Below are 23,060 nucleotides of genomic sequence, written 5' to 3' on the forward strand. Positions count from 1 at the left end.
ATTTAAAATGAAATTATGATACTGCGGTATCGCCTACCGTATCAGATCCGATACCTCCTGTATCTATAGATTCGTCATCACCTCCAATCAACTCATTGGTTTGCTGGATTGGATTAAGATCAGAATCAAACTGAGACCAGTCTGCACAATCAGAATCGCACGGCAATCCTTCTACATTAAGACCTATGGATCCGGCCTGGATAACAGTCAGAGATGTAGGAACACGAGTCTCCCAAGTTTCCTCTACTACGCTTTCTGGATTCTGAAGTTCTTCTACAATAGAAACGAACTCTTCATCATCAATTGTTGGCACTTGACCACCATTCCAGATCTGACCAGTTGCCAGATACCAGTTAACCATTTCTTCAAACCCAGGACGTACTGTAATAATCACTCTGGCCATACCACTCTGTAAAAAAGCCTTGAATAATGGATCGTTATTATCTACGATATACTTTCCTCCCCAATTTTCTTTTTTAGCCCAGTAAAATGGATAGAACTGGTAACTCATAATATCCCACTCAAAAGCTTGCTCGAAGAACTTAACTCTCGCGGCATAAGTATCCAGTGTATCATTGGTGTGATTAGGTCGAATCTCTAACCCTTCTCCTGTGATCATTCCTTCTACTCCTACTTTATCCTGCCCTAATAAGTACGTAATACAATTTTTACGCAATACGGTTTTTTCTATTTGTCTATAGAATCCAGGATTGACTTTTAGCATTTCTTCTTGTTGTGCTTTTAGCGCTTCTAACTTTTCGTTATACTCAGCCAGTTTAGTTTCATAGGCATCCATAATTGCCTCAAAAGCTTTGATTTGCTGAGCTTGTCTTCCTTCTGGAGATAATTCGCATGTTACATACAGATTAAAAGCATATACTCCTACATCCCAAGATGTCACGGAAAATTCTAAAGAATTACTGATTTTTTGACTGAAGAAACTTCCGGAAAGTATAATACTTTCTGAAGCATCCTGAGCTGTAAATGAATGCTTTCTACCACCTATTGTGATGGAACCATTTCTTCTCCAGGTTCCTTCATGAATCCCTCTTTCATAGGTGAAATATCCGGAATATCTACTTACCAAATATCCTTCTGGTATATCAACATTCTCGTGACCCGCATGTCCAAATCGTCCGTTATTTATAGAAGTATCATCTTTACTATACGCTTTAGAAACTGTAACATTTTCGGCAGGCAATGGATCTATTGATGCATTGAATACTCCTGCCCAATACTTCAATGTAGAAGCAGTAACCTTACTATAATCTGATAGATTAAGAACACTTGAAGTTCTTGGATCTACAGGTTTTGTTAATACCTCATCCGTATTATTTCCTTTTAGCTTTATAGCTTCATCATGAAAAGCTGCAGGTTCTGGTATCATAAATTCATACATCAATCGCTTTCCATAATTTAGAATGCTATTGTTGTAAATTTTATCTACCCAGCGATATACTCCAGAAATATGCTTATCTCCTTTGCGATTATCAAAACCATGCGAGCTGTTTTCTTCATATTCTTCGACCACTTTTGTCACACGTTCCTCACGAACTTTTTGCACAACTCGATCTAATGCTCTCTCTGTCAATTCTTTTGCCTGACTGATTGCCTGAAGATTTGATTCTTCTTTACTGGTATTATTAGCATAACTGGCATTAGCGCTGGCACTAAATCCAGAAGGATTTGAATACGATACTCCTGCATTTGCCGCAAAAGACTGATCCTTGGCAATCACAGACGCGATCTCCTGATTCATCTCAAAACGACCTGTAGAAGTAGTTTCTGTTAAACTTTCTGTTTCTTGCTCTGCAGAAGTAGTCAAGGTATCCTCTTGTCTACGCAATCTTCTGGTAGATTTTTCTTTATACTCACGAGCCATAATATTCTCGATATGAGAAACTTCTCCAGGAACATAACAACATACTTCTTGTTCTACTTTTCGATAATCTGCAATTCCTAAACGTTGTATCCCAAAACCAGTAGGTACTTCATCATCAGAACTTCCTGGATTACCTCCAGAAACTAAAGTCAATGTTCCAGCAGAACATCCATTAGTACTAAACCCAGGAATGTTGAATTTATACTTAGCTCCATTTGCAAAAGTGATATCCCCCTTAAATCTTTCGATATCTTTATTTATTGTAATTCCATTATACAGGGTCAGAGATATACTATTATTGAGTTTTCGTTGTCTGAAATACCCATTTGTATTGCTAGTACCATCAGTATAATTCATATGATACAACGTACCTGTTACATCATAACTACTATCAGGCACTTTGATGGTCATAATAATAGAATAGGTTTCCGAACCTATCAATCCTAACGCACAACAACTGAAGCTGAATTGAGTTCCTTCTAATGAATCTTTAACAGGAAGTGGGGTTCCTAATACATTGATTTGTTTATTACCCAAATCAGTATTCTCGGATATAATACCAACGTTCGTTTTAATCTCCGTATTAATCGCTTCTTTGATTTCACTAAATGAATCAAACAAAAACTCTGCACTTAATTTATTTACATATGAAAGTGTTTTTTCACTCAATAAACCCAGTGCCTTTGGATCTTCTAACTCATTTACAGCCGAAAAATCATACGCTGGTAAAATTAAATTATCATAATCTCTAACAACCGCTGTCGTTCCAGTTTCTGAATCTTCTACTATTCTTTCTATAACCGCAGCATCATCATATGCTTTTTTTACCAATCCGTCATAATCTTTCTGGTAAAGATCTTGAGCCTTTTGATTTTCTTTTATATATACTTTTTCCGCTCTTTCTATTTCTTCCAGAATACATCTCAACTCTTCATTCTGCTCGGTGGCGATCGCCAGATCCATTTCTTTCTGAAAATCCTTTGCCATAATCGGTTGATCGGTCTCTGGATCTTTAACTACAGGGGTTTCAGAAAACAATGATTTATCAATTACAACTCTGGATTGAGCCATTTTTCTATAAGCTTCATCCGTTTTTTCTAAACGAACTGATCTTGTAACGAAAAATTCTGCAACAATATATGATAAGAGCAGATCTCTTAAATAAGGAGAGCCATTATTTATGATATTATGATGAAGATCATCCCAAATAGCAATAATCTGAGCCGCTGTCGGCTTGTAACCATCTAAATCAGCAATTTTTGTATCCGTTTCTGCTACATTTAATCGAGTTCTATTAGCGATCAACCATTTTGCGAACTCATTAAAATCATCTGTATCCTCTTTTAATTGCGCTACCGATTTGTATTTAGGCACATAATTCACCATTGTTTCAGAAAGACGTTTTGCAATAGGCGCACTCACATCCAAATCTGTTGGCAAAGTTGACGTATCCGTCATAGCGATATCTTTTTCTGGATAACTAATAAATCCATTCGCTTTTTCTTGATCTCCTATTAATTCTGGAGAACGCATGGTTACAAATCTGTATAATGTGTTCTTAATGTTTTGACTCATGTTTAGTCTTTTAAAATGTTATAAATTGTTTTTTCTGAAATGAAGAGCTGATCTATCAACTCTTCGACAATGACTTTCATTTGTTTTTCTGAATTGTTTTCGACATAATTCTGAACAAACTGTTTACGCTTTTCTAATAACAGTCTACTTCGTTGCATAGGTCTTTTTTAATTTTAAATTAGACACAGAAATACCACCCTATTCAAACTTTTGTTTGAATAGTTAACCGTCTAAAGTGATTTTAGCACGACGTCTTATACTAGTTCACCTGAAAATGTTGCAATAGAAATAACACAAATGTTTGATTATGAATTCTTTTTCGTATTTTAGCAACTAATTACAGTACAAATATACAACATTTTACAGAATTAAACAACAAAATACAGAATTATTCTGTAAAATGTTTAAATTTATATTCATCATATGTTTTTAACAAAAAGATTGTCAAAATGGTAGAAATCGATATAAAAATTAGGGAAATAATAGATTTTTTCAACCTAAATAATCATTCTTTTGCTAAAAGAATAGGAGTCACCAGCACAACAATAGATAGCATTACCACAGGAAGATTACAAGCTGATGGTTCGAGAAAACGCACCAAACCAGGATACGATTTATTAGAACGTATTATTGATGAATTCAACATCGACCCTGAATACCTTTTCGGAAAAAGCAATGAACTATTAAGACAAAAACATCAAGAAACTCAAACATATGGTGGAATTCCACAAGTAGTTGCTGTAAATCAAGAAGGCGATGAAAATGTAGTATATGTTCCCATAAAAGCAAGAGCAGGATATCTGGACGGATATGGAGATACTGAATTTATAGAAACACTACCTTCTTTTAATATGCCACATCTTACTAATGGCACTTTTAGATGTTTTGAAGTACAAGGAAATTCTATGGTACGTACTTTTTTTGATGGAGATTTGGTTTTTGGCAAATATGTAGAGGAGCTCAGCGATATTAAAGATGGAAGAATTTATGTTATTGTAAGCAAAAATGATGGTATTGTATTAAAAAGGGTTATTAATAGGATAGAAGAAAGAGGTAAACTTATTCTTAAATCAGATAATAAAGACGGTAATTACCCGACATACACTATTAATTCTGAAGAAATCATGGAAGCCTGGTATGTTACTATGTTTGCCTCTAAACAAATGCCCGAACCTGTAGATGTTTATGATCGTTTACATGATTTAGAAACCAAAATCGTTTTATTAGAAGAAGAACTGAGACAAAATAACTAAATAAAGATCGGGCGCAACTACTGTAGCTATCACCCGATCTCACGTAAAAAAACCTCACAATAAAGACTTTTATACTCATATATCTATCCTATCTATTAGTATTACTAAAAATCAATAGGTTAACATTATAAAATAAGTTTTTATGGAATAATTTTTGATGTATTAGATAAAGTTACTAAACAGCCAAACTTCTACATTATGACGTATTCTAAAATCTTAATTTTATCCATACTATGTATTATGAGCGCAAGCGCTGAAATCTATGCTCAAAAAAGCTTATCAAATCCATCTTTAAGCGCTAAAAAAAGCACCAAAACATTAATCATAGATTCTATTCCTGTTATCAAATCAGAAAACTATAGTTTAAAGGGAATAAACAACGGAACAAATGATTATAGATTATTTTTAGGACTTTCTCGGATTTCGGATTATCCTTCTTTTGGAATTTCAAGAACTCGCCCATATTTAGTCATAAGAAATAATGCGTTTACTCATAAATCACTTTTTGACCCTGTAGTAAATATTTCTTTACAGCAACAATCCTGGGATAACCCTTTAGGTTCTGATTCGTTTGGAGTTGGAGTTATAGCGGGTAGTTTACAATTAATATCAAACGTCTTTAAAAAGTAACTACACCTTTACCTAAGCTTATACACTTCTGACAACAAATATTTTAAAACTTAATAAAAGAATATTCTTGCTCAAGTTGTTGTTTTTTCAGTTCCAATTTCTGAAGAAATAATTGATGTTGTTCACTATCAGGATTAAAAGGTCTATGAGCCATCGCATTTTGTATTTCCTGAATCCTATGCATCGTTTTTAATGCTTCTTCAGAAATCCAGGTTTGTTTAAAATACTCCCATATATAATCAATAGCCATAACACTAGGATGAATCATATCTGTATCATAAAACCTATAATCTCTTAACTCATCCATCATAATTTCATAGGAAGGAAAATAACCGCAATTATTATCAGCAGCTATAGTTTTATGCACAGCAGCAATCAAATGTGATTTGCTTTGATTATTTTCCACAAAACCATCTTTACTATGTCTTACTGGAGATACTGTAAATATGATCTTCACATTAGGATTTAAACTTCTAATCAGACCAATACTATTTTGCAAACACTGACCTACGTCTTCTACAGACAATAACTCTTTTTTAAACTCCTTTTGTGGAACTTTATGACAGTTCGCAACCACCATATCCAATGCTTGCAAGCGATACACCCAAGCCGTTCCTAATGTAATACATATGTGAGAAGCAGATTGAATCTTTTGACATGTATTCTTTAAGGCTTTATTGAGCGTCTGAAGCAATTGACCTTGATCAGAGTGACTTAATTTAGAATGTGCATCAAAACAGTGCCATTGCTCATTATGATAAAACAAATCTGTCTCGGTATATTCTTCCTGTTGCGTCGCCATCCAAAGAAAGGTTTCGATAGCTTTAGGATGAAAAAGTATTCCGAAAGGGTTAACTAATGTCTTAAATTTAAAATACTCAAATTTATCTCCTATATTTTCTGCAAAACATGATCCTAACAACAACAACTCTGCATCATAATCAATTTTAGGTTGCTGAGGTTTTATGGGTATTTTGGTTTGTAGGTTCATAAGCATCTTACCCCAAGACTCTCTCTAAGAAGAAAGAATCTTGGAGTTTTGATTTTTAGTTATAAGTATTGTTTAGCTTTTTCTAAAGCTTCTTCTATTCCTGATGGATTCTTACCTCCCGCAGTTGCAAAAAATGGTTGTCCACCACCACCACCTTGGATGTATTTCCCTAATTCACGAACAACTTGACCAGCATTCAATCCTTTTTCCTCTACCAGATTTTTAGAAATATAACAAGATAACAATGCTTTTCCATTATTATTAGCCCCAAAAAGCATAAAAGCATTTTCTATTTCCCCTCCTAATTCAAAAGATAAATCTTTTATACCGGCTGGATCTAGATCTACTTTCTTAGCCAAAAACTGGATACCATTTATTTCTTGGAATTCTGATTTAAAATCTCCTTTTAGATTCTTTGCTTTATCTTTAAGAAGTCCTTCTATCTGTTTTTTAAGATTAGAATTTTCTTCTTGCAAAGCTATAATAGCCTTTATTGGATTTTTAGGGTTTTTCAAAACAGCTTTTACTTCAGAAAAAGCTTCAGACTGTGTTGTAAAATATTCTTTTGCTGCATCACTAGTAATTGCTTCTATACGACGAATCCCTGCTGCAACAGCACTTTCTGAAGTGATTTTAAAATGCCATATATCGCTAGTGTTTTGCACATGAATTCCTCCGCATAGTTCCATTGATTCCCCAAATCTGATGGCTCTTACCGCATCTCCATATTTCTCACCAAATAACGCAATAGCTCCTTCTACAATTGCTTGATCATAAGAAATAGCTCGTTGCTCTTCTAATGGTAAACTCTCACGAATTCTTGCATTCACAAAGTCTTCTACTTGTTGTAACTCATCTGCCGAAACTTTAGAGAAATGAGAAAAGTCAAAACGAAGATTTCCACTATGCACCATAGAACCTTTTTGTTCTACATGTATTCCCAGAATAGTACGCAATGCCTGATGCAATAAATGCGTAGCCGTATGATTAGAAGCAGTTTTAGCTCGTTGCTTAGCATCTACAACTGCCTGATGTGTCGCATTAATATGCTTAGGCAATGTTTTAGCAAAATGAATAATTAAATTATTCTCTTTCTTAGTATCTATAATATATACCACATCTCCATTATCTACTTCTAGATATCCTTTATCCCCTACTTGACCTCCTCCTTCTGGATAAAAAGGTGTTTTATCAAAAACTAATTGATATAGCTCTCCATCCTTCTTACTATCTACCTTACGATACCTAGAAATCTTTACATCAGCAGAAAGATGATCATACCCTATAAACTCTTCTTTTGCTTCTGGGATTAAAATCTCCCAATCACCCGCTTTTACTTCAGAAGCCGCTCTCGCTCTATCTTTCTGTTTTTTTAGCTCTGCTATAAAAACTTCTTTATTATATTCATATCCCTGCTCAGAAAGAATTAAAGCCGTAAGATCTTCAGGAAAACCAAATGTATCATACAATTCGAATACTTTTTCTCCAGGAACTGTTTTCCCTTTAGTGTCCTTAATTACATTATCTAACAATACCAATCCTCGATCTAGTGTTCTTAGAAATGAATTTTCTTCTTCCTTTATAACGTTAGTAATTAAATTTTTCTGAGCTTTTAATTCTGGAAAAGCGCCACCCATTTGATTACTAAGCGTATCTACAAGCTTATATATAAAAGGTTCTTTTGTGTCTAAAAACGTAAATCCATAACGAATTGCTCTTCTCAAAATTCTACGGATTACATACCCTGCACCTGTATTACTTGGTAATTGACCATCCGCTATAGAAAATGATACTGCTCTTAGGTGATCGGCAATTACACGGATCGCAACACTAACCTTACCGTTTTCATCTGTTGGTAAACTATTTTTATCATAGGTAGTATTAGTGATCGTTTCTATTTCTCTAATTAACGGCGTAAAAACATCCGTGTCATAATTAGACTTTACACCTTGTAATGCCATACACAAACGTTCAAACCCCATTCCTGTATCCACATGTTGCGCGGGTAATTTTTCCAAAGAACCATCTGCCTTGCGATTATATTGCATAAAAACAAGATTCCAGATTTCCACTACTAATGGATCATCCTGATTTACTAAGTCACGACCTGGTATTTTTGCTTTTTCCTCTTCAGATCTTAAATCTACGTGAATTTCAGAACAAGGTCCACAAGGTCCCTGATCTCCCATTTCCCAGAAATTATCGTTTTTATTACCCATGATGATACGATCTTCTGGAACTATGTTTTTCCATAAATCATAAGCTTCCTGATCCATGTTCAGGTTTTCATCCTTTGCTCCTTCAAAAACAGAAACATATAGAATATCTTTATCAATCCCAAAAACCTCTGTTAACAATTCCCAAGCCCATTCGATAGCTTCTGTTTTGAAATAATCACCAAAACTCCAATTTCCTAACATCTCGAACATGGTATGGTGATAGGTATCCATACCTACTTCTTCTAAATCATTATGTTTACCACTAACTCGAAGACATTTTTGAGTATCGGTAATTCTATTATTTTTAGGAATTCCGTTTCCTAAAAAGAATTCTTTAAACTGATTCATCCCGGCATTGGTAAACATCAAGGTAGGATCGTCCTTAATCACCATAGGTGCAGAAGGCACTATACTGTGTTTTTTGGATTCAAAAAACGCTAAAAATTGGTTTCTGATGTCTTGGGATTTCATTTTTTTATATTTTATTTCTAATCAGTTAGTTACCAATGGCCACCTAAAGATATGCTATTGATATTTGTCAGTTTTTTCTACACTTTGCGACATTTTATTATATTTGTTCTAGCCCCAAAGTATAAATCAACCTATTTTTGGCTAATATCCTGCAAAAATAGTATATTTTAGAATATGTCAAAGGTTAAATATTACTACGATAGCGAGACGCTATCTTATCGTAGAATTGAGCAAAAGAAAGGACGTAAATTTGGCTTTGCCATTTTAGGCGTTCTTGGTGCTTTTTTAGCTGGTTTTGTGCTATTACTTGTCTATTTAAACATCCCTCAATTAGAGACTCCAAAAGAAAAGGCATATAAAAGAGAATTGGAAAACATGCAGCTTCAGTACGAGCTTATGAACAAGCAATTAAAGAAAGATCACGCTGTTCTTTCTGAAATTGCGGAAAGAGATGACAATATATATAGACTCTATTTTGGTGCACCACCGATTCCTGAAGAAGTAAGAGGCGCTGGTTTTGGAGGAGTTAATAGATATAAGGGTTATGAAGGTTATGATAATTCTGAAATGATTATCGAAAGCCAAAGACAGATCGATAAACTTACCAAACAGATAGCTGTACAATCTATATCGCTGGACGAAATTAAGGAGCTCGCAGAGCAAAAAGAAGAGTTATTATCTACAATCCCTGCAATCCAACCGATAGAAAACACTGACCTAAAACGAATGGCGTCTGGATATGGATGGAGAAGTGATCCTTTTACCAAAGCAAGAAAGTTTCATTATGGAATGGATTTTTCTGCTGCAACAGGAACTCCTATATATGCATCAGGTAACGGAACTGTTACACGTGCCGATGCAAATTCTAGTGGTTATGGAAGGCACATTAGAATTGATCATGGTTTTAACTATGTAAGTCTCTATGCACACCTTAGTAAATACAATGTAAAAAAAGGACAAAAAGTAAAACGTGGCGATGTAATTGGCTATGTAGGAAGCACAGGAAGATCTGTTGCTCCTCATCTTCATTACGAAATATTTAAGGATGGAGAGCGAATTAATCCACGTAACTTTTATTACGGAAGTTTGACTTCTGAGGAGTTCAACGAAATGCTTAAAGCTTCTTCTCTAATTAATGAAACTCTAGACTAGTTCCTATGCGCAAAGCACTTCTTTTTGTATTTCTAATTGGTTTTAATTATACAATACAAGCACAGAAATTTTCAAAAGAAGCTATCGACTCAATGACTACCATTGTTGAGGATTTTAAACTGGAAATGGAAAAACTTTCGGCTCCTAAAAGCATAAAATTGATGGCGGTAGGGGACATTATGATGGCCACAAATTTTCCTAATGAAAGTTATATGCCTCGGGAGAACAAAGGTCCTTTTGATGATGTAAATGTCATTTTAAAACAAGCAGATATTCTATTTGGAAACTTAGAAGGTACGCTCACTGACGAAGGTGAGAATGCAAAACGTTGTTCTGACCCTTCTAAATGTTATTCATTTCGATCCCCAGAATCTTTTGGTAAATATCTAGAAGAAACAGGATTTGATGTTATGAGTATTGCGAATAATCATATTGGTGATTTTGGAGCAATCGGCATTAAGAATACAGCTAAAACTCTTGAAAAACACAATATCGCTTATGCGGGCATTTTTGCTCAGGAATCTACAATATTTGAAAAAAATGGAATAACGTACGGATTTTGTGCCTTTGCCCCAAACAAAGATTGCGTAAAAATTCATAACTTGACAAAGGCAAAAAAGATTGTAAAAGAACTAAAGGAAAAAGTAGATATCGTAATTGTTTCTTTTCACGGAGGTGCAGAAGGTGCGGATCACACTCATGTAACCAGAAAAACAGAACGTTTTTATGGTGAAGACCGCGGTAATGTATATCTTTTTGCACATACGTTAATAGATGCAGGAGCAGATATTATTTTAGGACACGGTCCTCATGTATCAAGAGCTTTTGAAGTATATAACAATAAATTTATTGCCTATAGTTTAGGTAATTTTTGTACTTATTCCAGATTTAATTTAACTGGCATAAAAGGATACGCCCCTATTGCTGAAATAGAAGTAGATCCTGAAGGTAATTTTATCAAAGGTAAACTCCATTCTGCTAAGCAAATTGATGAGGTATATCCATTTATTGATGATCAACAAAGAGCATTAAAGGAAATAAAAAAATTGACTGAGGAAGATTTTCCAGAAAGTAATTTGGTTTTTGAAAAAGATGGAAGTTTTACCCAAAAAAACGAAAACTAACTATGTATATTGACTTACCAAAAAAAATGTACTATGGTATTGGAGAAGTAGCAGATGCATTCGATGTAAATGCTTCTCTTATTCGTTTCTGGGAAAAAGAATTTGACATTCTAAAACCAAAAAAGAACGCCAAAGGAAATAGAAAATTTACTCCTGAAGACATCAAGAATCTTGAGTTAATATACCACTTAGTAAAAGAACGTGGATTTACCTTAGAAGGTGCGAAAATTCATCTTAAAGAGCAAAAGCAAGAGGCCTTAGATAGCTTTGACATCATTAGAAAACTAGAGTCTATTAGAGGGCAATTACTAAAGATTAAGGAGCAGTTGTAATTATTTCCCTAAACAATCAAGAAATATTTTTGATTCAATCGACGAAACATCTACCTGCATCTGAGTAAGTTTAGTTATACTAGCTATTAACGGAAATCCTTTAAAATTATACTCCAACCATTTTCGTCTTTCACCATTTCTAGAATACACCTGTCCTGTATTAAGTATATTATTTATCTCATTTTTTAATGAAGGAGTTTCTACAAGTATCAATAACCTATCTCTGAATTGATTCATTTTTGCAATAAATTCTTCTCCTTTTTCAGACAAACCATTTTCGAAAAAAAACATATTATTAGGCTTATCCATTAACTCATAATTTTTAGGATCTTTTATACTACCTAACATTTCTTGCTTTACAGATTCCAAATATTCTTTGAAATTGGTTGTTAAAGAATCTACCTGTTTTGCCTTATATACTAGTTTTTTATCACTTATTTCACTTAACAGTGAGTCATTTTTAATTTCAACAGAAAGACTATTAGTTTTCAAAGTATTTTCCATTTCACCAAATGCTGTCAAAACTTCTCTAGAGGAATCACTAATAAACCAGGCTAAAATAGATATTACAACAATTCCAAATAGTAGTATGACTAGAGTTGACTTTTTCATACACGTGTTTTACTACTTTTTCCTAAAATACACAGCTACGGGTACTCCGTGAAAATCAAATTCTTTTCGTAGTTGATTCTCTAAATATCGTTTGTAAGGCTCCCTAATATATTGCGGCAAATTACAGAAAAACGCAAATTGTGGTTGAGGCGTAGGTAATTGCATACAATATTTAATCTTCACATACTTACCTTTATAGGCTGGTGGTGGGTTTCTCTCAATAATTGGAAGCATTGTATCGTTCATCACACTGGTTTTAATCTTTTTAGAACGATTCTTATATACTTCTACTGCGGTTTCTATTGCTTTAAAAATTCGTTGTTTAGTCAATACAGAAATAAAAACAATTGGAACATCTGTGAAAGGCTCTATTTGTTTACGAATATGCCTTTCAAATTCTTTCATGGTGTTACTTTCCTTATTCTCTATCAAATCCCATTTATTGACAAGAATCACCACACCTTTTCGGTTGCGTTCTGCTAACCAAAATATATTCTGTACCTGAGCATCAAACCCTCTGGAAGCATCAACCATTACCAGGCATACATCGCTATGCTCAATTGCCCGAACAGATCGCATTACCGAGTAAAACTCTAAATCTTCTTTAACTTTGGCTTTACGTCTTATCCCTGCAGTATCAACCAAATTAAACTCAAAACCAAAACGATTATATTTAGTATCAATAGAATCTCGGGTAGTTCCCGCAATATCAGTAACAATATATCTATCTTCTCCAATCAGTCCGTTTATAAATGAAGATTTTCCTGCATTAGGTCTTCCCACAACAGCAAAACGAGGTAGCTCAGTTTCTTCTACTTCTTCTACTTCTGGCAACGCCTCTACCAACGCATCCAAAAGCTCTCCTGTACCACTTCCGTTAATACTTGCTATGGTATAATATTCTCCAAGTCCTAGGCTATAAAACTCTACAGCATTTTCGGCTCTTTTACCATTATCAACTTTATTTATAGCTAGAAAAACCGGCTTATTGACTTTACGAAGTAAATTAGCCACTTCTTCATCCATACCGGTAACACCAGATTCCACGTCTACCATGAAAATGATCGCATCCGCTTCATCGATTGCAAGTTCTACCTGCTTATCAATTTCAGCTTCAAAAATATCATCACTACCTACTACATAACCACCAGTATCTATTAGAGAGAATTCTTTACCATTCCAATCACTCTTACCATAGTGACGATCACGAGTAACTCCACTCACCGCATCTACGATAGCTTCTCTTCTTTGGATCAGTCTATTAAAAAAAGTAGATTTTCCTACATTTGGTCGTCCTACAATTGCCACTATATTGCTCATTATCCTGAATTCTAAATTTTGTGCAAAATTAGTCTTTTTATTCTACCTAAACTATTGAAGTTTAAATATCAGACAAATAAAATAAAAGGGAAGGTCATTAAAAACGAAAAAGCTCAACGGTCAGCGCATCGACCTATTGAACTTTTTCATAATTGATAGTCAGTCAGTGAAATAATTACTTACTTCAAAGATAAAAACAAATGTAGATACCTCGGTTACTGTAAAACAACAAACTTTTTATGGATGCCTATTTAATCTCATATATAGCTACGCTATTTGATACTTCATGAGTTACTATTACCAATGCATTTCCTGTTGGACTATCTTCAGCTTTTACTGTAATTAATCCCTCAGGTGAGATATCAGTTGTATCTCTTAACCAATCTATAAATTTTGGATTAACTGGATTAGAAATATCATATATCATAACACCTCCTGTTCTCTCTAAACCTACAAAAAGTAATGTACTTCTACCAACTTCAAGAATTTCTACTGCTTCAGGTTCAGCTCCTTTATCATCAGACCTTTTATCTGTACCGTCTCCTTCATTGCTATTGAAAGCATCGAGATCTAATTCTAAAATAGTTTTTGCTATTTGATCTCCACTATCATAAATCTTATGACCAGAAGTTGACCAGATTGTAAAAGATCTTCCTCCATATACATATATCTGGTCCACATCGCCATCACCATCTATATCTCCATTTGCTGTTGTGGTTTTTAATCTCCCTAGGTTTTCATCTAACTGCAAAGTAGCAGCATCAGGATAAGCTGTTGGATCTAATTCTAAGTCCTTTACTCTTTCTTCTTCAGAATATCCATCATAATCTCTAGCATCACCTTCATTTGCTGTGATTAAAAACCGAGCTCCTCTAACTCTAGCGAATGTAATTGCATCAGGATGATAAAATCCTAAAACCGGCCAATTTTGAAAATTTCCTACAATACCATCCTTATCACTGGCGTCTAGTTGATTCATAGCTAAAGAATAATCTTTTACACCAAGGCCTATTATACTTCTTACGGTTTTGCTTCTTAAATCTATAGTTGCAATACCGTTATTTTCTTGCAGTACCACATAGGCTGTTTTAGAATCATCGGAAATGGCAATATATTCTGGTTCTATATCCTGAGCTAAGGTTGCTCCTGGACCGAACACTCTAAAATCATTACCTATTTTTCTCCCATTGAATGCTCTAAAATCAACTTCAAAAACTTCTCCAGAGATTACATCTATAATAGTTACAGATCCTTCTGGATCATTTGTATACTCATCATTTGGTTCTCCCTCATTGGCTGCAATAATATATTTTCCATCAGGACTAAATGTCACCATATCCGGTAAAGCTCCGGCAGGATAGGTATTTAAAAGAGTTTGTGATTCTGCCTCATAGATTGCAATAGTACCTTCTGCCTGTTTATCAGCAGCATTCTCAAGTGCAACAGCTACAATTCCATCGTTTACAGCTACACTATTAGGAATACCGTTTAAAGGAATATCAGTCCCTGCTACAGGTGAAGAGGGATCAGAAAGATTCCAAACAGAAAGTTCTACATCATTAGGGTTAATCACAAAAAGTTTGGCAGTCTCTGGATCAAAGGCCGAAATCTCTGCAAACCCTTCGCCTCCAGTACCGTTAATTAAACTTCCTATTTTATTAAAAGTAAGATCGCTTGTTCCACTACCTCCTTGATAATCATCTAAATTACAAGAGCAGAACAATCCTAAAGCCCCAATTACAATAAGGCATGATTTATTAAAAATTTTCATTATTGATATGATTTGTATTAGCCATCAAAATTCAATAATGAGTTTATCCTTAGTGTTATGAAAAGAATAAATTAAATCTATTAATCCATGAGTACAGTTAAGAAATTGTTAGACACACAAAAAAAGTCCATCCGCTTAAAGCGGATGGACTCATTATACTACTAGTTATTAATAACGTATTATTTCACAACCATCTTTTCAACTATATAACCCTCTGAATTAGAGATCTTAACAACATATATTCCTGAAGATATTGAACCTAATGTATTAAGATCAATATTAACTATACTATCTCCTTTTGAAATACTCATTGTTGCCGTTTTTGACATTAATCGTCCCGATAAGCTATAAAAAGCTACCTGAATATTATCCTGATCCTTTGTAGTAGTAAGCTCTAAAGAAATGATATCTGAAGATTCTACAATGGTAGGATACATATTATTCATTGATGTTGGACCACCTCCTAGTCCACCGCCACAGCTTTCTACAAATACAGTTACTTCATCTCTATCCAAACAACCATTTCTAACAATTGTAACGATATAGGTTGTAGTAACCGTTGGTGAAACTGTAACCGATTGTGTATTACCTGGTGATCCCGACGGAGAGGACCAAAGGAAAATATCACCATCAGATGCTGTTAATACAGCTGAATCACCAGAACAAATTGTCTGATCTTCACCTGCATTTGCAGTTCCTTCGCAGCCAATAAAAACAATAACATCATCAGAATCTGAACATCCATCTTTAAAAACTGTTACCGTATATGTAGTTGTTTCTGTCGGAGCTACTGTAATAGATTGAGTAGTCTCTCCAGTTGACCATTCATATGTGTCTCCACCAGAAGCTGTTAAAACAACATTTGCTCCTGGAGTACTTTCTACATCTATTCCTGCATTGGCATCTATATCAATTACAAAAACAGTAACATCATCTGTATCACTACATCCATCTTTTGAAACAGTAACTGAATATGTCGTTGTTTCAGTAGGAGTTACTACAATAGATTGCGTAGTTGCTCCTGTAGACCAAAGATACGTATCTCCTCCGCTAGCGGTTAAAGTAATATCTTGCATCATTTTATTTACTTCAGAAGGATTAGAGTCTGAAACACCACAAATAGTTTGATCTGCACCCGCATCAGCCACAACTGTACAACCTTCTACAAAAACAGTAACATCATCTATAGCTGAACATCCATTTGCTGATACAGTAACACTATATGTAGTAGTTTCTGTAGGAGTAACCTCGATAGTTCCTGTTGTCTCACCTGTAGACCACAAATAAGTACCTCCTCCTGTTGCCGTAAGAGTAGCTGTTTGCCCTGCAGTTATGGTTTGATCTTCACCTGCATCAGCAGTTACAGAATTTACCACAACTATTACCTCATCAGTAGCCTCGCAATTTCCGTTAGAAACTGTTACGCTATAAGCAGTAGTTTCTTGCGGAGAAACTTCTATAGTAGAAGTAGTTTCTCCTGTTGACCATACTATATCTCCATCTCCAACAACTGTAAGTGTAGTTGTTTCTCCATTACAAATCTCCTGATCATCTCCTGCATCTGCCATAGCAGAATTTACAGTTACAATTACTTCATCTTCACCTACACAATCTGTACAACTAGTTACAGTAACGGTATACGTAGTATCTTCATCTGGTGACACCGTAATACTTTGAGTAGTTTCTCCTGTTGACCACAAATAATTTGTTTCTCCAGTTCCTGTAGTAATACAATCGCCTAGATTAATATTAAAATCTCCAAAAGAATCAGGATTTCCTTCTAAATTAAACCAACCAGATCCTCCATATACCCCAGGAGTATATTCAAATACATTAGCTCCATTTCCAACCTGAAACGCCTCTCCTCTTCTAGAAATATCATAACTTAATGCTCCATCAATTTGAGTAATAGATCCACTAATCTCTGTATAATACACCCAATCAGTTGCGTCCTCAGACTGACAGAAACTGTCTTTAGGACTATCTACAGGTGGTGTATTTGTGAATCCTGAGAAGGTTGCATCAACCATAAATGATGTATTTGTAGAATTATATTCAAATACTTCACCTCTTAGTGTTACTGTTCCATCCGTATTTTCACTCCAAACAAGATCTACATTACTAAACCATAATCTGGTACCATTATCATTTATAAAAACAACAAACTGATGTTGTCTCCCTCTACAATAGTCAGTATCTTTAATACCATACTCAACACAATCATCACAATTAGTGATGCCTGTAGCCTGAGCAGTAAGTGTTACTTCATCTCCTAAACATATTTCCTGATCTTCACCTGCATCAACCACAACAGGATCATTTACAATAACCATTACAGTATCCGAAGCTTCACAAGTTCCATTAGTCAATGTAACTGTATATGTAGTAGTTTCTGTAGGAGTAACCGTAATACTACTAGTTGTTTCGCCCGTAGACCAAACAAAAGTTCCTTCACCTCTAGCTACTAGAGTTACCGTTTCTCCTGAACAAATATTTTGGTCATTCCCTAACTGAACAGTAGCAGATTTCACAGACACCATTACCTCATCAGTTGCCGAACAACCATTACAATTAGTAACTGTAACTGAATAAGTGGTATCTTCTTCTGGGGATACTGTTATACTTTCTGTAGTTTCTCCAGTAGACCATAAAAATGAAGTATTATTGGTTTCTGAGGTTATACAATCTCCTAAATTAAAATTAAAATCTCCAACAGTATATTCACCATCATTAGTATCAAACCATCCACATGCTCCAAACTTCCCTTGCTCTGTTTCTGTTACGTTAGCACCATTACCCATCTGGAACGCTGGCCCTCTTCTTGTTAAACTTGTAGACCAGGACCCATCAGCACTAGTTATTGTTCCTGTAAATTCAGCATAATACTCCCATCCTGATTCATCTTCGTTATTACATTCATGTTCTTTAGGGCTATTAGCCGGAGTATTAGTTGTTTTTCCAGTAAAAACAACATCTACCTCATAATTTGATTGCGTAGTTGTATAATCGAACACAGTACCTTTTAAAGTAGCCGTTCCGTCTTCAAGTTCATTCCACTCTAAATCTACATTAGAGAAATATCTTCCTCCTTTTAACCACAATACATAGTTCTCATCTCTATTGCATAAATCAGTGTTCTGAATACCATATTCAATACAACTTTCACAACTTTCATTACCATTAGTGGTAGCTGTTAGAGTCACCTCATCACCTACGCATATTTCCTTATCTTCTCCAGCATCTACTTGTGGAACGTCATTTATTACAACTTCTACAGTATCTGTAGCCTCACAGTCTTCACAGTCTTTCACTGTTACCGTGTATGTTCCGCCTTGATTCACTGTAATTGATGGAGTAGTTTCTCCGGTAGACCATAAATAATTAACCTCGGTAGTTGATGTAGTAACACAATCTCCTAGATTAAAATTAAAATCTCCTCTATTATATTGACCGTCTGTAGTATCAAACCATCCACAAGCTCCGTATTTCCCAAGTTCAGTCTCCGTTACATTAGCTCCATTACCTAACTGAAAAGAAGGACCTCTTCTTGATAAATCAATAGACCAAGATCCATCAGTACTTGTTACAGTTCCAGTGAGCCCTGTATAATAAATCCATCCAGATTCATCTTCATTATTACATTCATGTCCTTTAGGACTATTTGCAGGCGTAGTACTTGTTCTTCCTGAATATACAGCATTTACTTCATATGTTTCCTGAGTCAATGTGTGATCAAAAATAGTACCTGTAAGTGTTGCTGTACCATCTGCTAACTCATTCCATTCTAGATCTACATTAGAAAACCATCTTGGATTATTTCCATCAGTTAACCACATTACATAGTCCTGATCTCTTCTACAATTATTAGTGTTTTCTACACCATACTCTCCTGTACAATCCACACATTCTGATTCTCCAGAAACTGTTGCTGTAAGGGTTACTTCTCCTTCTCCACAAAATTCTGCATCACCACCTGCATCAACTGTTAATTGACAACCTGTGTACACTGAAGAATTATAATTACTTGTGGACTGATTATTAAGTTCTTTCTTATTTTCTTCGACTACAGTATTGAAACCTGAAGTCACAAGGAAAATGACGATCAAAGTCAAACCAAATAAAGATGACGCAACTTGGGAGGCTGCAATCTTTTGGCTTAACACGTTAAGCTTGTTAGTAAATTTTGACATTGTGTAGTTGTTTTTTTCGTTTGAATTCAAAAAATTCAATCTGGTTAATTTATTTTGGGTTTTAGATAAATAACGACAGAAGATGCAAAATCACGCAGTAGTCCTTGACAGTACGTATTATAAGAATCTTTTGTAGTTTATTTGATTTTTAGAGTTAAGCCGTTACTAAAAAAACGTGTGTGAAGACAAAGTAAAGTTTATATCATATTTTAGGGCGTTTTAAATATGTTAAGAATGCTAAATTAGAGGATTCACTTCAAAAAAGCATAAAAAAAGACGTAAAAACGTTCAAATGCAGCATTTTACCTTCAAAATACAGTTTTACCGTAAACAGTAAAATTGAAAAGCTTACAAAAATCCTACAAACCTTTGGGTTTAAAATATTTTAATCTAAATATTAACGATTATAGCCAAAACGTTTTAATTGCTGTTCGCTATTTCGCCAGTTTTTATTCACTTTTACATATAACTCTATATGTATCTGTTTCCCAAAAAACTTCTCCAATTCCTTTCGAGCCTCTACGCCAACTCTCTTAAGCGCAGAACCTTTATGACCTATAATAATTCCTTTCTGAGAATCACGCTCCACCATAATCACAGATCTGATTCTAATGATAGTTTCGTCTTCAAAAAACTCTTCGGTTTCTACTTCTACTGAGTATGGAATTTCTTTTTTATAATGCATTAAAATCTTTTCGCGAATAGCCTCATTTACAAAAAAACGTTCTGGTTTATCTGTCAACTGATCCTTAGGATAAAAAGCTGGTGAATCTGGCAATAACTCCACAATCCTATCAAAAACTACCTTTACATTAAAATTTTCTAAAGCTGAGATTGGATACAATTCCGCATTGGGCACTTTTTCCGCCCAAAACTGTACTTGTTCTTCTAATTGCTCCTGATTAGATTGATCGATCTTATTTAATAATAAAAACACAGGTATTTTAGCATTTGTAATCTTAGTAAAAAAAGCTTCATCCTTAAGTTCTTTTTCTCCGATTTCTACCATATAAATAAGGATATCTGCATCTTCGAAAGCAGATTTCACAAACCCCATCATAGACGCTTGAAGCTCATATGCAGGTTTTATAATTCCAGGAGTATCAGATAATATAACCTGAAAATCATCACCATTCACAATTCCTAAAATCCGATGCCTCGTGGTTTGTGCTTTAGAAGTAATAATAGATAATCTTTCTCCAATAAAAGCATTCATCAATGTAGATTTTCCAACATTCGGATTTCCTATAATATTTACAAAACCGGCTTTATGACCCATATATAAGATTTTGATGCAAAGTTAATTGATTATTATACAAATCTATTCAATCTTGGAAAGGTTTATTTTGATGTCAATTTTCGACTAAATATGCTATTTAGATGCTTCAAAAAGGACATTCAGGACGTAAAAAACGTATATGCAAGTACGCCTTTTGTTAATTTTTCGTAAATTTAATTCCAGTATGTTTTCAAAACCCCACGAAAACAAATAATTTATTTTAAAAATACTGGGATCATTTTGGGAAACTATTCTATTTCTTTTTTATCTACTTCGAAGGGATATCACTACACAAACATATGTGTATCTGTGATAACATTACTAATGTTTTCACATCTTTGTTTTGGACAAGACACGAATAAGCAGCTTAGTAAAGCGGACCAAAGTTTTGAAGCATTAGCCTATATAAATGCTCGTGACATCTATCTGAATGTTGCAAAACAAGGGTATTCTTCCTTAGACTTATACAGGAAGTTGGCCGATTCATATTATTTTACAGGAGAGCTGGAAGAATCAGTACAATGGTATGAAAAGTTAATTTCGAATTTTTCTGAAGAAGTAAAACCTGAGTATTTATTTAGATATGCTCAAAGTTTAAAAAGTGCTGAACGTTATGGTGATGCGGATACTATCATGGAGAAGTTTAATATGGCTACTGGAAATGATAAACGTGCAAAATCCTTTATAAACAAACGAGATTATCTTGATTTTATAGAAATGCAATCCGGTAAATATGATTTGTATACGTTAACTATAAATTCTCAATATTCAGATTATGCCCCAAGTTTTAACCATAGAGGTCAAATTGTATTTGCTTCTTCGAGAAGTAAAAATTCTAAAGTGCATGAATGGGATCAAATGCCGTTTTTAGATCTTTTCTCTTCTACAATAAAAGAGGATAAAATTTCTACAGAAGAACCTAAAAAGTTAAAAGGAAAAATAAATACTAAGTTTCATGAATCTTCTACAAGTTTTACCAAAGATGGAAATACGGTATATTTCACCCGAAATAATTTCACAAATAATAAACTTGGAAAGAGTAGAAAAGGTGTTGTTTTATTAAAACTATACAAAGCTACTTTAACCAATCAGAGATGGTCCAATATTACAGAATTACCTTTTAACAGTGATAACTATTCTATTTCTCATCCGGCACTAAGTCCCGACGGCAAACAATTATATTTTGCCAGCGATATGAAAGGAACCAGAGGGAAATCTGATTTATTTGTAGTTGATATACTTCCAGGTGGAAAATATGGAAAACCTAAAAACCTAGGAGATAACATAAATACTGAAGGAAGGGAAACTTTTCCTTATGTTAGTGATAATGGTCGATTATATTTCGCCAGTGATGGACACGTTGGGCTAGGCGGTTTAGATGTATTTGTTGCTATTGCTAATGAAAATAACTCTTATGGAGTGTTTAATGTAGGGAAACCTATTAACAGTTCTAAAGATGATTTCTCTTTTGTATTAAATGAAGAAAATAAGACAGGATATTTTGCTAGCAACAGAAGAGGTGGAAAAGGAAATGATGACATCTATAGCTTTAGACAAACAGAAGAATTAATTACTTCTTGCAAAGAGTATCTTACTGGTATAGTTACTGATAGCGAAACTAATGAAACTATAGCAAATGCAGATATAACATTATTAGATACCGACGGAAATATAGTAAACAAAATTAAGTCTGATGCTGACGGCGGTTACAGTTTCGAAGTAGATTGCGACAAACAATATATCATCAGAGTTTCTATCGAAGGATTTAATCCAAATGATATCATTTTTAAATCAAATAAAACTTTTGAAACGACTAACAATGTTCCTGTAGATTTTAAGAAAGAGAAATTATTATCTACCACCTCAGAACCTGTTAATATTGGAGATGATATCGTAGCTCCACTACAATTAAAAACTATCTTCTTTGATCTGGATACGGATAATATTAGACCCGACGCAGAGGCTGATTTACAAAAGGTCATTGCAGTAATGAGGCAGAATCCTAATTTAAAAATTGAAGTTCGTTCTCACACGGATAGTAGATCTAGTTACTGGTACAATAAAAGACTTAGCGTAAAACGTATGCGTGCAACTGTTCGATATATCATAAGAAATGGCGGAATCCATTGGAGGCGAATAAAAGGAAAAGCCTACGGAGAACGACGACTTATCAACAAATGTGCTAATGGTATCCCTTGCACTGAAGAAGAACACCAGGAAAATCGAAGAAGCGAGTTTATTGTTAGAAAATAATTATAG

The 23,060-nt window shown here is 34.5% G+C and carries 15 protein-coding genes; 6 read left to right on the plus strand and 9 right to left on the minus strand.

Features of this window, described 5'->3' with window-relative positions; all coding sequences use genetic code 11:
• Nucleotides 1-13: 13 nt before the first annotated feature.
• Nucleotides 14-3,457: a hypothetical protein gene (locus Q0975_RS06010; RefSeq protein ID WP_299434393.1), complete on the minus strand. Its 3,444-nt coding sequence runs from the start codon at nt 3,455-3,457 to the stop codon at nt 14-16.
• Between the two features lie 2 nt (nt 3,458-3,459).
• Nucleotides 3,460-3,615, minus strand: a complete 156-nt coding sequence (locus Q0975_RS06015; protein ID WP_158596859.1) for a hypothetical protein — start codon at nt 3,613-3,615, stop codon at nt 3,460-3,462.
• A 291-nt stretch (nt 3,616-3,906) separates the two neighbouring features.
• Between Q0975_RS06015 and Q0975_RS06020 the strand changes: the two genes are divergently transcribed.
• Together Q0975_RS06020 and Q0975_RS06025 are read left to right on the plus strand one after the other, a co-directional pair.
• Complete coding sequence (locus Q0975_RS06020; RefSeq protein WP_299434395.1) at nt 3,907-4,710, plus strand: S24 family peptidase; 804 nt, start codon at nt 3,907-3,909, stop codon at nt 4,708-4,710.
• Nucleotides 4,711-4,908: 198 nt separating this feature from the next.
• A complete protein-coding gene (locus Q0975_RS06025; RefSeq protein WP_299434397.1) occupies nt 4,909-5,340 on the plus strand; it encodes a hypothetical protein in 432 nt (143 codons plus the stop codon).
• A gap of 43 nt (nt 5,341-5,383) precedes the next feature.
• Here Q0975_RS06025 and Q0975_RS06030 read toward each other — a convergent pair whose 3' ends face one another.
• Nucleotides 5,384-6,337 (minus strand): GSCFA domain-containing protein, encoded by a 954-nt coding sequence (locus tag Q0975_RS06030; RefSeq protein ID WP_366888271.1) that lies wholly within the window; start codon nt 6,335-6,337, stop codon nt 5,384-5,386.
• A 53-nt stretch (nt 6,338-6,390) separates the two neighbouring features.
• Nucleotides 6,391-9,021, minus strand: a complete 2,631-nt coding sequence (gene alaS, locus Q0975_RS06035) for an alanine--tRNA ligase (RefSeq protein WP_299434399.1) — start codon at nt 9,019-9,021, stop codon at nt 6,391-6,393.
• Nucleotides 9,022-9,195: 174 nt separating this feature from the next.
• On the opposite strand from alaS, the gene Q0975_RS06040 reads away from it, so the two are divergent.
• From Q0975_RS06040 to Q0975_RS06050, 3 genes are read left to right on the plus strand one after another with little or no spacing between them, the layout of a single operon-like run.
• The gene (locus tag Q0975_RS06040) at nt 9,196-10,173 is read left to right on the plus strand and encodes a M23 family metallopeptidase (protein ID WP_299434400.1); all 978 of its coding nucleotides are present in this window, start codon (nt 9,196-9,198) and stop codon (nt 10,171-10,173) included.
• Between the two features lie 5 nt (nt 10,174-10,178).
• A complete protein-coding gene (locus Q0975_RS06045) occupies nt 10,179-11,297 on the plus strand; it encodes a CapA family protein (protein WP_299434402.1) in 1,119 nt (372 codons plus the stop codon).
• 2 nt (nt 11,298-11,299) lie between these two features.
• Nucleotides 11,300-11,629 carry a MerR family transcriptional regulator gene (locus tag Q0975_RS06050; RefSeq protein WP_299434404.1) on the plus strand — a complete coding sequence of 110 codons (330 nt, stop codon included), beginning with the start codon at nt 11,300-11,302 and terminating at the stop codon, nt 11,627-11,629.
• Here Q0975_RS06050 and Q0975_RS06055 read toward each other — a convergent pair whose 3' ends face one another.
• The 5 genes from Q0975_RS06055 to era all read right to left on the minus strand — a co-directional run bounded on the left by Q0975_RS06055 (nt 11,630) and on the right by era (nt 20,801).
• Nucleotides 11,630-12,241, minus strand: coding sequence for a hypothetical protein (locus Q0975_RS06055; RefSeq protein ID WP_299434406.1), 612 nt, complete (start codon nt 12,239-12,241; stop codon nt 11,630-11,632).
• A gap of 12 nt (nt 12,242-12,253) precedes the next feature.
• On the minus strand, nt 12,254-13,561 hold the full coding sequence (gene der, locus Q0975_RS06060; RefSeq protein ID WP_299434408.1) for a ribosome biogenesis GTPase Der: 1,308 nt from the start codon (nt 13,559-13,561) through the stop codon (nt 12,254-12,256).
• Between the two features lie 247 nt (nt 13,562-13,808).
• Nucleotides 13,809-15,332, minus strand: a complete 1,524-nt coding sequence (locus Q0975_RS06065; protein ID WP_299434410.1) for a choice-of-anchor I family protein — start codon at nt 15,330-15,332, stop codon at nt 13,809-13,811.
• 179 nt (nt 15,333-15,511) lie between these two features.
• Nucleotides 15,512-19,522 (minus strand): T9SS type A sorting domain-containing protein, encoded by a 4,011-nt coding sequence (locus tag Q0975_RS06070; RefSeq protein WP_299434412.1) that lies wholly within the window; start codon nt 19,520-19,522, stop codon nt 15,512-15,514.
• Between the two features lie 397 nt (nt 19,523-19,919).
• Complete coding sequence (gene era, locus Q0975_RS06075) at nt 19,920-20,801, minus strand: GTPase Era (protein ID WP_299434414.1); 882 nt, start codon at nt 20,799-20,801, stop codon at nt 19,920-19,922.
• Nucleotides 20,802-21,110: 309 nt separating this feature from the next.
• Between era and Q0975_RS06080 the strand changes: the two genes are divergently transcribed.
• Nucleotides 21,111-23,054, plus strand: coding sequence for an OmpA family protein (locus tag Q0975_RS06080; RefSeq protein ID WP_299434415.1), 1,944 nt, complete (start codon nt 21,111-21,113; stop codon nt 23,052-23,054).
• Nucleotides 23,055-23,060 lie beyond the last annotated feature (6 nt).

This window comes from uncultured Aquimarina sp., assembly GCF_947500065.1.
GTDB lineage: Bacteria > Bacteroidota > Bacteroidia > Flavobacteriales > Flavobacteriaceae > Aquimarina.